Source organism: Providencia sp. 2024EL-00732, from assembly GCF_044006275.1.
GTDB lineage: Bacteria > Pseudomonadota > Gammaproteobacteria > Enterobacterales > Enterobacteriaceae > Providencia > Providencia huashanensis.
In genome coordinates this window covers 1-12223 of the sequence record NZ_JBIPDG010000003.1, presented here as the reverse complement: position 1 = coordinate 12223, position 12223 = coordinate 1, and the positions used below count along the sequence as shown (strand labels likewise).

The 12223-nt window shown below is 40.0% G+C and carries 11 protein-coding genes; 9 read left to right on the top strand and 2 right to left on the bottom strand.

Annotated elements, in window-relative coordinates; all coding sequences use genetic code 11:
- Positions 1 to 10 precede the first annotated feature (10 nt).
- Positions 11 to 1000: a tRNA-modifying protein YgfZ gene (ygfZ, locus tag ACHB7C_RS06845; protein ID WP_131680649.1), complete on the bottom strand. Its 990-nt coding sequence runs from the start codon at positions 998 to 1000 to the stop codon at positions 11 to 13.
- 249 nt (positions 1001 to 1249) lie between these two features.
- Between ygfZ and sdhE the strand changes: the two genes are divergently transcribed.
- Both sdhE and ACHB7C_RS06835 read left to right on the top strand, forming a co-directional pair.
- The gene (sdhE, locus tag ACHB7C_RS06840; RefSeq protein ID WP_042845042.1) at positions 1250 to 1516 is read left to right on the top strand and encodes an FAD assembly factor SdhE; all 267 of its coding nucleotides are present in this window, start codon (positions 1250 to 1252) and stop codon (positions 1514 to 1516) included.
- Positions 1497 to 1907, top strand: coding sequence for a protein YgfX (locus tag ACHB7C_RS06835; RefSeq protein ID WP_395346842.1), 411 nt, complete (start codon positions 1497 to 1499; stop codon positions 1905 to 1907). The genes sdhE and ACHB7C_RS06835 overlap by 20 nt, the downstream gene beginning before the upstream one ends.
- Positions 1908 to 1960: 53 nt before the next feature.
- On the opposite strand, the gene fldB is transcribed toward ACHB7C_RS06835, so the two are convergent.
- A complete protein-coding gene (gene fldB, locus ACHB7C_RS06830; RefSeq protein WP_042845038.1) occupies positions 1961 to 2479 on the bottom strand; it encodes a flavodoxin FldB in 519 nt (172 codons plus the stop codon).
- Between the two features lie 117 nt (positions 2480 to 2596).
- Between fldB and xerD the strand changes: the two genes are divergently transcribed.
- From xerD to ACHB7C_RS06795, 7 genes are all read left to right on the top strand, one after another.
- Positions 2597 to 3499, top strand: a complete 903-nt coding sequence (gene xerD / locus ACHB7C_RS06825; RefSeq protein ID WP_129466206.1) for a site-specific tyrosine recombinase XerD — start codon at positions 2597 to 2599, stop codon at positions 3497 to 3499.
- 21 nt (positions 3500 to 3520) lie between these two features.
- Positions 3521 to 4225: a bifunctional protein-disulfide isomerase/oxidoreductase DsbC gene (dsbC, locus tag ACHB7C_RS06820; protein WP_042845413.1), complete on the top strand. Its 705-nt coding sequence runs from the start codon at positions 3521 to 3523 to the stop codon at positions 4223 to 4225.
- Between the two features lie 9 nt (positions 4226 to 4234).
- Positions 4235 to 5968: a single-stranded-DNA-specific exonuclease RecJ gene (recJ, locus tag ACHB7C_RS06815; RefSeq protein ID WP_129466205.1), complete on the top strand. Its 1734-nt coding sequence runs from the start codon at positions 4235 to 4237 to the stop codon at positions 5966 to 5968.
- Between the two features lie 119 nt (positions 5969 to 6087).
- Positions 6088 to 7189, top strand: a protein-coding gene (prfB, locus tag ACHB7C_RS06810; RefSeq protein WP_105881210.1) for a peptide chain release factor 2 whose coding sequence is annotated in 2 segments (ribosomal slippage) — positions 6088 to 6165 and positions 6167 to 7189 — 1101 coding nt in all. Because the reading frame shifts where the segments join, the coding sequence is not laid out codon by codon here.
- A gap of 7 nt (positions 7190 to 7196) precedes the next feature.
- Complete coding sequence (lysS, locus tag ACHB7C_RS06805) at positions 7197 to 8714, top strand: lysine--tRNA ligase (protein WP_042845032.1); 1518 nt, start codon at positions 7197 to 7199, stop codon at positions 8712 to 8714.
- Positions 8715 to 9556: 842 nt separating this feature from the next.
- Positions 9557 to 10105 (top strand): hypothetical protein, encoded by a 549-nt coding sequence (locus ACHB7C_RS06800; protein ID WP_042845030.1) that lies wholly within the window; start codon positions 9557 to 9559, stop codon positions 10103 to 10105.
- Between the two features lie 20 nt (positions 10106 to 10125).
- The coding region (locus ACHB7C_RS06795; RefSeq protein WP_395346837.1) for a hypothetical protein at positions 10126 to 12223 on the top strand (2098 nt) is incomplete at its 3' end.

Genomic DNA, 12223 nt, shown 5'->3' with positions numbered 1-12223 from the left:
AAAACCCCAACTATTTTTCTTCTAATGAATATGGCAACGGTACGATAGTTAAATGGCTTTGCTCATCACCCATAACGCGAAAAACACTGTCAGGTTCCATATCGTTATTCATAATGATTTGCACATATATTTTGCCATTCCCTAAGCGAACCGTGGCAAGAACTGTCCCAGTACGGCGCCATTTATCGCCGAGTTGCCATTCAACGCCTTCACCAATATTTGGGAGTGTTGAACCTGTTCCTTTTAACAAATACATTGCGCGTTTATTGGCACCACGAAATTTGGCCCTAGCGACCATTTCTTGACCCGTGTAACAGCCTTTTTTAAAGCTAATTCCATCAGGAAGAGCTTGTAAATTAGCCGCTTGAGGTAAGTGTTGAGCGCTATTTTCTTGGTCTATAACGGCAAAGCCTGCTTCGATATCGAGTGCTAACCACTGTTCATCACTGACTTGTGGGGCACCGAGTGTCTGCACTATTGTCTGTGCTGTTGCCTCTGTTGTAACCACTAAAAAACGTTCTGTAGGTAATGAAAAATAGAGTAAAGTCGAATCACCGTCAGTGACTACTTGGTTTTGTTCGTCAGGTAAAACGCTAAAGACTGCTGAAAGTGCTGTTCTTGCTCCTTTACCTGCTACCCCAAGTAGCTTAAGCTCATTTTTTTTCTCAAATGTTACTTTGGAAAAAACTGCATATTTTTTGAGTTCAGCGAGTTGCGTATCAGCAATACTGCTTCTTAATAAATAAGAGAACCCTTCTAAATGATGGAATAACCGCAGGTCACTCCACATTTTACCTTTTGGGTCGCAATGGGCAGTTAATGCATGTGATTGAGTGAGTGTGGCAACATCTGCGGTCACTTGGCCTTGTAAATATTTTTCTGCGTCTAGGCCATGAAGGTGGATAAGTTCCCAGTTTTCCAGTGAAATCAAAACGAGCGGTAAAGAGTGTGATTCAAAGGGAAATTGTTGTGTACTATCAATATCAATTTGGGTAGTCATGATTTCACCTGTTGTTCTTTGATAGATAAAGGTGCTTAATGGTAAAATAGCTAGATAACATTGCAAGTAGTTATTATGATACCACGGGTATTATTGAGTATTTTTTTGTTATCTGTTTGTAGAAAAACGGCATTTTACTACTAAAATTACAACAATGTAGCCTATGGCATGTTTTCTCAGTAGATAATCTGTTAGAGTATTGAAAATAATCAATCTTATCAGTTAACTGCAACAAAAGGTCGTAGTGGAATGGATATTGAGAACAAGGCGCGAATTCATTGGGCTTGTCGCCGCGGTATGCGTGAGCTAGATATTTCAATCATGCCATTTTTTGAGTATGAATATGATAGTCTGACAACCAATGATAAACAGGTGTTTGTCCGTTTATTGGAGTGTGCGGACCCTGATTTATTTAACTGGTTAATGAATCACGGTCGCCCAGATGACGACGAGCTATTTCGTATGGTAAAACTGATTCAGGAAAAAAATAAAAATCGTGGTCCTGTGGAAATCTAATCTTTCCATTTCATGGAAAACACAGTTTTTTTCAACCTGTGTTCATGGGGCAGTAGGCATGTTTTTGCTTGTTGCACCATGGGCACCGGCTCATTCAATGATATGGTTGCCACTTCTTGCGGTTGTGGTGGCTAGTTGGGTAAAAAGCCAAAAGAACATCAGCAAAATAAAAGGGGTTGCTGTGTTGGTTAATGGTAATAAAGTCCAATGGAAAAAGAATGAATGGAATATTGTGAAAGCACCTTGGTTGAGCCGCTATGGCATCTTATTGTCATTAGAAGCTTTACAAGGTAAGCAACAAAAAATTCACCTATGGGTTGCTAAAGACTCTGTTTCTGAGGAAAGTTGGCGTAATTTGAACCAATTATTACTTCAATACCCTGATATTTAAGGCTACTGAAAAACAAGTAGCCGTAAAGAACCTTAGTCACTGATGTTCATGTATTACAGGGAAGCTTCGATTTCTTGCAAAATTTGCACACACCATTGCGCAATGCGCTCATCGGTCTGCTCAAATTGATGAACTTCATCTAATGCTAGCCCAACAAATTTATCACCCTGTTCATTTAAGGGTTTTGGGCTTTCGAATTCATAGCCATCAGTAGGCCAAAAACCGACAAATTTGACACCTGTTGGTTTTAATTGGTGGTATAACATGCCCAAGGCATCAAGAAACCATTCGCTATAATCTATTTGATCTCCTAACCCGTACATAGCAACAATTTTATTTGCTAAGTTAAGAGTGGGAAGCGCTTCCCAAATTTCTAGCCAATCTTCTTGTATTTCACCAAAATCCCACGTTGGTATTCCCAAAATAAGAACATCATACTGTTCCATTTCAGTTGGCGGTGTATCGTTAACGTTATGCAGTGTGACGAAATCATCGCCCAGAATATCACGTATTTTTTCTGCAACCATTTCGGTATAACAGGTACTAGAACCGTAAAAAAGACCTATTTTCATATATATTGTTACTATGTCCAGCTATGGTTTTCATCACAAGAGATGTATTGTAACAGAAGCAACTACATTCAGGCATAATAGAATTGTGTGGTCTTACCCTAAGGAAGCTCATTTTTCGTGGAAACAAAACAACTTAATCCATTAATTGAACAATTTCTTGATACCATTTGGTTAGAACAAGATCTTGCCGAAAACACTTTGGCATCTTATCGTAATGACCTTCAGTCGTTAGACAACTGGCTTGATGCTCACCAATTGTATTTAGAAAGTGTTCAGTCAATTGACCTGCAATCTTTTTTAGCAGAACGCATTGATGGCGGTTATAAAGCGACCAGCTCTGCTCGCCTATTAAGTGCTATGCGTAGGTTATTTCAGTATTTGTATCGTGAAAAAATACGTCTCGATGACCCATCTGCGGTTATTGCAGCACCCAAAATTCCTCAGCGTTTACCTAAGGATTTAAGTGAGCGGCAAGTCGAAGATTTATTGAATGCACCCGCAACAGAGGATGCGCTTGAGTTACGAGATAAAGCGATGTTAGAAGTGTTGTACGCTTGTGGTTTGCGAGTATCTGAATTGATAGGCTTAACATTTTCAGATATCAGTTTACGTCAAGGTGTCATCCGTGTGGTAGGTAAGGGTGATAAAGAAAGATTGATTCCATTGGGAGAAGAGGCAATATACTGGCTAGAAAAATATATTGATGAAAGTCGTCCTGAACTATTGAATGGCAAAACCAGCGATATTTTATTTCCCAGTAAGCGTGGCACTAAAATGACACGGCAAACTTTTTGGCATCGGATAAAATATTATGCAGTACTTGCTCATATTGATACTGAACTACTCTCACCCCACGTACTGAGGCATGCATTCGCAACCCATTTATTGAACCACGGGGCGGATTTACGTGTTGTGCAAATGTTATTAGGTCATAGTGACTTATCCACAACACAAATTTATACCCATGTTGCCACAGAACGGTTACGCATGTTACATGAGCAACATCACCCAAGGGGGTGATGTATGATTAAAGGATTATCTATGAAACGCAAATTGTTATTATTGGCTGCCGCGTGTATTACGGCATTTACAGCGACAGTATATGGCGCAACCGAAGAAAAAGTGATCCGCGATACGTTAGAAAAATACGATATGTCGGTTGAGGCAATTAAACCCTCACCAATAGTCGGCTTGAATGTCGTTGAAACAACAACTGGTATTGTTTATATCACTGACGACGGTAAATATTTACTGCAAGGGCCGATTTATGACATGAGTGGCAAAAACCCAGTCAATATTAGTAATCAGCCACTGATGAAAAAAATTGAAGCACTAAAAAATGAAATGATTATTTTCAAAGCGCCTCGAGAAAAATATGTTGTTACTGTCTTTACCGATATTAGCTGCGGTTACTGTAAAAAATTGCATGAATCTGTTGGTGAGTTAAACAGTAAAGGGGTTACGGTTCGTTATCTTGCATATCCGCGTCAAGGCGCTGATAGCGACGTAGGTAAAAAAATGGCATCAATATGGTGTAATGGTCTCCCTCAAAAAGCCTTGACTCAGGCATTTAAAGGGGACGAAATTGCGATGATTGATGGTTGCAAAATTGACTTAAGCAAACATATGAATGTCGGCAATTTATTTAAAGTCACAGGGACGCCTGCCATCATATTACCAGACGGCCAAATGTTACCCGGTTTTCTTAAGCCAGATGCTCTTATCCAGTTACTTGACCAAAAATAGTTAATTATTGTGAATGTAGAAACGTTATTACAACAAAGAACCCAAGATAACTCGGCTGTCCAATTACCTGGTTTACCGGAGCTGTTACAGCGCATTTATCGGCATCGGGGGATCACGGACATAACGCAATTAGAACGTAAAGCGTCTAATTTATTAGACTATCGTTCATTAGCTGGTATTGGGGATGCGTTATCACTGCTTTATCGCGCATTGGTTGAACATCAGGCGATCACCATCGTTGGTGATTTTGATGCAGATGGGGCAACGAGCACGGCATTAGCTATCCGCGCCTTAAAAGCGATGGGCTATGCAAACCTTAATTATATTGTTCCTAATCGTTTTGAAAATGGCTATGGTTTAACGCCGCTTGTTGTTGAAGAAGCTTATAAACGCGGGACAAATTTAATTATTACTGTTGATAATGGTATTTCATCTCATGAGGGAGTTGCCGTAGCTAACCAATATGGAATAAATGTCATTATTACGGATCACCATCTGCCCGGCGAAGTTTTACCTGCAGCTGATGCAATTATTAACCCAAATCTAAATGATTGCCGTTTTGCGTCCAAATCACTCGCTGGTGTTGGCGTGACCTTTTATTTGATGTCTGCATTGCGTGCACATTTACGCCAACAAGGGTGGTTTACGCAACAAGGTCTTAGTGAGCCTAATTTAGCAGAGTACCTTGATTTAGTCGCATTAGGGACTGTGGCAGATGTGGTTCCCCTTGATACCAATAATCGCATTTTAGTTCATCAAGGTTTAAACCGTGTTAGAGCAGGCCGTTGCTGTGTTGGTATTAAAGCATTAATTGAAGTTTCTAAACGGGACTTATCTAGGTTAGTCGCAAATGATTTCGGTTTTGCACTTGGTCCAAGGCTAAATGCTGCGGGTAGGTTAGACGATATGTCCGTGAGTATTGAGTTATTATTAACAGATGATATGGCCTATGCTCGGGAGCTTGCTAACGAACTTGATGGTTTAAACCAAACACGTCGCGATATTGAAGCAGGGATGCAACAAGAAGCATTGGTTCTGTTTAATAAACTTGAATACGGTAATAACCCATTGCCTAATGGCTTAGCGATTTACCATCCTGAATGGCACCAAGGTGTTGTTGGGATTTTGGCTTCAAGGATAAAAGAACAATACCATCGCCCGGTTATTGCTTTTGCACCGGCAGGGGATGGGATATTAAAAGGGTCAGGGCGTTCAATTCAAGGTGTACATATGCGAGATGCTTTAGAGCGGCTAAATACCTTACAACCTGGGCTGATGCAAAAATTTGGTGGCCATGCCATGGCGGCTGGGTTGACTTTGGACGTCGATAAATTTGATGTTTTTAAACATCATTTTGAACTATTAATGGGTGAGCTCATTCAGCCCGAGCAGCTTTCAGGCGTAGTTTGGAGCGATGGTGAGTTATCGCGCCATGAATTTTGTTTAGAAACAGCTGAGCTTCTTCGCGAAAGTGGCCCATGGGGGCAAGCATTCCCTGAACCTGTATTTGACGGGCATTTCCAGTTGCTACAACAAAGGTTAGTTGGGGAGCGTCACCTTAAATTGATGTTAGAACCTGTTTGTGGTGGGCCTATGCTAGATGCCATCATGTTTAATATTGATGTTCGCCGGTGGCCTGATAACAGCATCAAGAAAGCAAAAATTGCGTTTAAACTTGATGTAAATGAATACCGTGGGCAAAAAAATGTCCAGTTAATGGTTGAACATATTTGGCCGGATTGAGCTAACAAATAGCCAGAGAAATAGCGTTTGATGCCGCTATAAACCTGAGATAAATTCCGTTATACTAAACGGTTTGTAAATAAAAATTTTATTTTTGACTAACCATAAGATATTGAAAAATGACGTTTGAAATAAACCCAGTAAAAAGTAAGATTCAGGACCTGTCTGAACGGACAGAGGTTCTGAGGGGGTATCTTTGACTATGATGCCAAGAAAGAACGCTTAGAAGAAGTCAACGCTGAACTTGAGCAACCAGATGTCTGGAATGAACCAGAAAGGGCTCAGGCACTTGGTAAAGAACGCTCATCCCTTGAAGTTATCGTAGAAACGATTGACCAGATGGTTCAAGGCCTTGAGGACGTAGAAGGTTTATTGGAGTTGGCTGTTGAGGCCGACGATGAAGATACTTTCAACGAAGCCGGTGCTGAGTTAGAGCTACTACAAGGTAAGTTAGAGCAGCTCGAATTCCGCCGTATGTTCTCAGGTGAGTATGACAGCGCTGATTGCTACATTGACTTACAAGCAGGTTCTGGCGGTACTGAAGCGCAAGATTGGGCAAGTATGCTGTTACGCATGTATTTGCGCTGGGCAGAGTCAAAGGGCTTTAAAACCGAGATTATTGAAGAATCTGATGGTGATGTTGCTGGGCTGAAATCTGCAACGGTCAAAATTATTGGTGACTATGCCTACGGGTGGCTAAGAACGGAAACCGGGGTTCACCGTTTAGTGCGTAAGAGCCCGTTTGACTCAGGTGGGCGCCGTCACACCTCTTTTAGTTCTGCGTTTATTTACCCTGAAGTGGATGACGATATTGATATCGACATTAATCCAGCGGATCTGCGTATTGATGTATACCGTGCTTCTGGTGCTGGTGGTCAGCACGTTAACAAAACAGAGTCAGCGGTTCGTATCACACACATTCCAACGAATATTGTGACTCAATGCCAGAATGACCGTTCGCAGCATAAAAACAAAGACCAAGCGATGCGCCAGTTAAAAGCTAAGTTATACGAACTGGAAATGCAGAAGAAAAATGCAGATAAGCAAGCGATGGAAGAGAACAAATCCGATATTGGCTGGGGAAGCCAGATTCGTTCTTATGTCCTTGATGATGCAAGAATAAAAGATTTACGTACTGGTGTGGAAACGCGTAACACGCAAGCCGTACTGGATGGTGATTTGGATAAATTCATTGAAGCTAGTTTAAAAGCTGGCCTGTGAGGAAAAAATGTCTCAGGAACAACAAGGCGCTGAACAAGCACCTGATTTGAATAACGAACTTAAAGCCCGCAAAGAAAAATTAGTGGCATTGCGTGAAAAGGGTATTCCATTCCCCAATGATTTTCGTCGTGAAAATATTTCTGACAAAATTCATGCTCAATATGATGATAAAACATCAGAAGAGCTTGAAGACTTAAATATTGAAGTGTCGATTGCAGGTCGTATGATGACTCGCCGTATTATGGGTAAAGCGTCATTTGCCACGTTACAAGATGTTGGTGGGCGCATCCAGATTTACGTATCTCGCGATGATTTAGCCGAAGGCGTCTACAATGAGCAATTCAAAAAATGGGACTTAGGTGACATCCTTGGTGCAAAAGGTCGTTTATTTAAAACCAAAACAGGTGAATTAACGGTTCATTGTCACGAAGTGCGTTTATTAACTAAAGCGCTTCGCCCTTTGCCTGATAAATTTCATGGGTTAGCAGACCAAGAAACACGTTATCGTCAACGTTATCTTGATTTGATTGCTAACGATGAGTCACGTCATACATTTATTGTTCGTTCGAAGATCCTTGCAGAAGTCCGTAATTTCATGGTGGATAATGGCTTTATGGAAGTCGAAACACCAATGATGCAAGTTATCCCTGGCGGGGCATCTGCTCGTCCGTTCATTACTCATCATAATGCGTTAGATATTGATATGTATTTACGTATTGCACCAGAACTGTACTTAAAACGGTTAGTTGTTGGTGGTTTTGAACGTGTATTTGAGATTAACCGTAACTTCCGTAATGAAGGGCTATCTCCACGCCATAACCCAGAGTTCACTATGATGGAACTCTATATGGCGTATGCGGATTACCGTGATCTGATTGCTTTAACTGAAGATCTCTTCCGTACACTGACACAAAAAGTGTTAGGGAATACGGTTGTTCAATATGGTGAGCAGCAGTTTGATTTTGGTAAACCATTTACTAAATTAACAATGAAAGAAGCTATCTGTAAATATCGTCCAGAAACTAATGTTGCTGACTTAGACGATATGGATAAAGCGGTTGCGATTGCTCAATCAATTGGTATCAAAATTGAGAAGAGCTGGGGTCTTGGTCGCATTCAATGTGAGATTTTTGAAGAAGTTGCGGAAAGTCATTTAATCCAACCAACTTTTATCACCGAATATCCGGCTGAAGTATCACCATTAGCGCGTCGCAATGATGATAACCCATTCATCACTGACCGTTTTGAATTCTTCATCGGTGGTCGTGAAATCGGTAATGGTTTCTCGGAATTAAATGATGCGGAAGACCAAGCAGAGCGCTTTGCCGAACAAGTTCGTCAAAAAGATGAAGGTGATGACGAAGCGATGTTCTATGACGAGGACTATGTTACTGCATTAGAACATGGTTTACCGCCAACAGCTGGTCTTGGTATTGGTATTGACCGTATGGTGATGTTGTTTACTAACAGTCATACAATTCGCGATGTTATTTTGTTCCCTGCATTGCGTCCAAGTAAAGCTTAAATACTATATATGCCCAGTTAAATCTGGGCATTTTATTTATCCCCATCCTTTTACTCTTTTTATGCTTTATTCAAGCTCATCATTTTAGTTGTAAAATTACTACCTTGTTTGTTTTATATTGCTATGTCTCGTTTAAGTTTGCACATTTAATCGTAGTGCCTCTGCTAAATACGACGAATGAAACATATATTAAAATCAAAAATAAATTTGAGTTACGAATGGTATCAATTTAATATAAGTAATTCTGACAGATAGCTGGTATAATTGATGGCGCAAAATTACTGTTATACTAATGTGTGCCTCTATGCAACATATTGATTAAATATAAGTTTTATTGTTTTTTGCGGGGTTTGTAGCTAATGTTTTAAAGTGAACTGCATTTATTATGGATAGCTCTTCGCTATGCTAAAGCATTCTTTAACCCGTTGTTTGTAATAAAAATGAAAAATAGATTTGTTTTGCAAAGTGGATGACTGCTTTATTTGTTAGCAAGTGTTACAAAGAAATACTTAGAATTAGGCTTGACCTAAGATGTTATTAGACTGTTTGATTTACGATTAGGTTAACGGTTTAAATAATCTTTTGCTAACATAATATAATTAAAAAGCCCACTCATAGGTGTTGAGTTATCACTTATTTGGCGTATTAATGAGAATAAGCTCATAAAAATAACTAAAATGTAGCGATAAAATTATTTTGAAACTAAAATTAATTTAATCATAAATTTATGAGAACACTCTATTTCTACATTCGGGCTTATAGAAAATAGCTAATTTTTAGCTTACACTAGGTTTCTTGGACATCATTATAATAGCGAAGAAAAGTGCTGGTAAGGTAACCATATGTTTTTAAAAAATAAATTTTATGTTGCATCTTTGCTTATAGCAAGTACAGCTCTTCTTTCAGGTTGTACATTTGGCTCAGACACATACAATACAGCAACACCGAACACCCCAAGTAAGCAGGTAGTCAATACTAATACCGCTCAACCAGTAGCGGATGCAACCGCAACTCAAGGGCAGGTTGATGATTCTTACCCTGAATCTCAAAAAGTTCTAAATAATGCTATCGACCGCACACCAATAGCATCCACAAGTTATGGTGATAATGCGGCTAACCAGCAAACATTTGCTCATCTAAATACGTGTGTTAAAGAATTAAACGCATTAAAAACGCTCTCACCTAAAGATTACAATCGCTTAGTAGGTTCATTTAAAGAGGTTAGCGAAATCAACCGCCTATATCGACAAGTTGAAGGTACTGCTAGCCCCGACACAATTGAACTATTACAAATGGCAATAGAGTCTAAAACTAAAGTGTTGTGCGCAAAAGTTCGCTATAACTCAGTATTGTCTACCGAATCAACGTTGAAGAAAATTAGTGGATTATGAGAATAAACCTTAGGCTTTGTGTGTCGCTGGCACTTGTTACGACTTTTTTTAGTCATGCTCCAAAAGCAGAGCGCTTTAACAATGTTATTGATGATTTTGATACTTACCTTCAATTAGAAAAAGAAGGTAAGGTGCAAGAGCAAAAACAACAATTACCAGTTAATACACAAAACCAAGGTTATGATATCTTTTCTTCGCTATCTACGGTCCCTGCGCCAAATGAAAAACAAAAGTCTGCGGCAGCCAACAAAGGGACCAAAGGAAAGAACTCAGGGAAGAAAAAATCAGCTACGGCATCAAACAAGAAAAATGATGTAGCGAAAACTGAGGCTGAAAATGCAGGTACAACAACCTTTCCTGAAGTTTGTGCAGTGACAACCGAAAATGTGGTTGCACCTGTTTTATTGTCGTCCTATCCTTATTTTTTCCAAAGTAATCAATGGAATCCGGCCTATCTCGCGAAAGACTTTGCGAAATATCAACTTGTCCTCGATCCACTGGGTTTGTATTCATCTAAATATACGAAACCAACGGGTATTGATGCTTCAGCTTACCTTGAGCAATTAGCTAAACTTATTGAACGTCAGCAATTAACCAATTTATATAAATTTGGTATTGCGCAAGGGGTAGGGCAATTAATTGCGTATAACAACTTGTTGAACGATGATCAATTAGTCGCAGAACTTATTAATCATAATAAGAGTATTGCTCAGTTGACGCATACAATCACTGAGAAACAATTTGAGATTGATAAACTGAATGCTGAGGTGCTTAAAAATAAAGAGCAAATCGCACAATTACAGGCTGTATTAGATTCATCAGATGATCAATCGCTAATTGATACTTTGAATACTAAATTAGCTGAAGCGCAAAAAGCTATTGAGCAAAAACAAAATAGCCTTGAACAATTAAGCCAAGAAAACCAGCAAACACAAGAAACCATTGCTCAACTTGAAAATCAATTGAATGATAGTATTACTGAGCAATCAAAACTTAAACAGCAATTGGCTGAGAAAGAACAATTATTTGTTGCAGCAAATCTGAAGATTGAACAACTTACAGCGGATATTGCTAAATTAGAGTTAGATGCGAAAAATCAATTACAGATGGCAGGCAATACTGATGAGCAAATAAAATCAGTCACTGCTGAACTGTTGCAGCAAAAAGAGTTGCTTAAGCAGAAAGAAAGTGAATTAGCAGCAGTACAGAGCCAAAAAGATGATGTTCAAGTGGCTTTGAAGGCGCAGCAAGATAGTGCGAAATTATTAGAACAACAAAACCAACAGTTGCAGTCGCAATTAGTTGAGAAAGAACAGTTAGCTGAGAAAATCCAGGCATCATTAGCAGAAAAAACACTTCAAGCAGAACAAAAAGCCGCTTTAGAAGTTGCATTAAAAGAAGCTCAAGAACAGCTTAACAATCACCAGACCACACAAAACACACTCGCAAAACAATTAGCAGATAGTGAAAAACAGCAAGCTCAATTACAGGCTCAATTAAGCCAAAACGAGCAGAATTACTCAGTTGCACAGGCGCAGTTAAAACAAGCCAATGCAGAGCTGCAAAAACTGCAAGCAAATATGGAAAAACAAACCGCCTTGATGAGCCAAGCCAGCGATGAGCAAGTAAAAGCGCTGACGGCGGATTTGAATAAGCAAATTATTTTGCTCAAGCAACAAGAACAAGGCTTAGAAAAATCACAAGCTGAAAACCAAGCCACGCGCGAAGCGTTAGCTAAACAGCAAGCGGCGGCGAAAGCTTTAGAGCAGCAGAACCAGCAGTTGGCGAAGCAGTTACAAGACAAAGCGCAGCAAGCGGATAAAATCCAAGCGTCATTAGCGGAACAAACCGCGAAATTAGCCCAGAAAGCGGCGTTAGAAAGCGAATTGGCGGCAGCGAAGAAACAGCTGGCAGAGCACCAAGCGGCGCAAAATGCATTATCGAAACAGTTTACTGACAGCGAGAAGCAGCAACTTGCGCTGCAAGCGCGCTTGCAGAAAAATGAGCAGGATTACGCCACGGCACAGGCGCAGTTAAAACAAGCCAACGCAGAGCTGCAAAAACTGCAAGCGAACGTGGAAAAACAAACTGCCTTGATGAGCCAAGCCAGCGATGAGC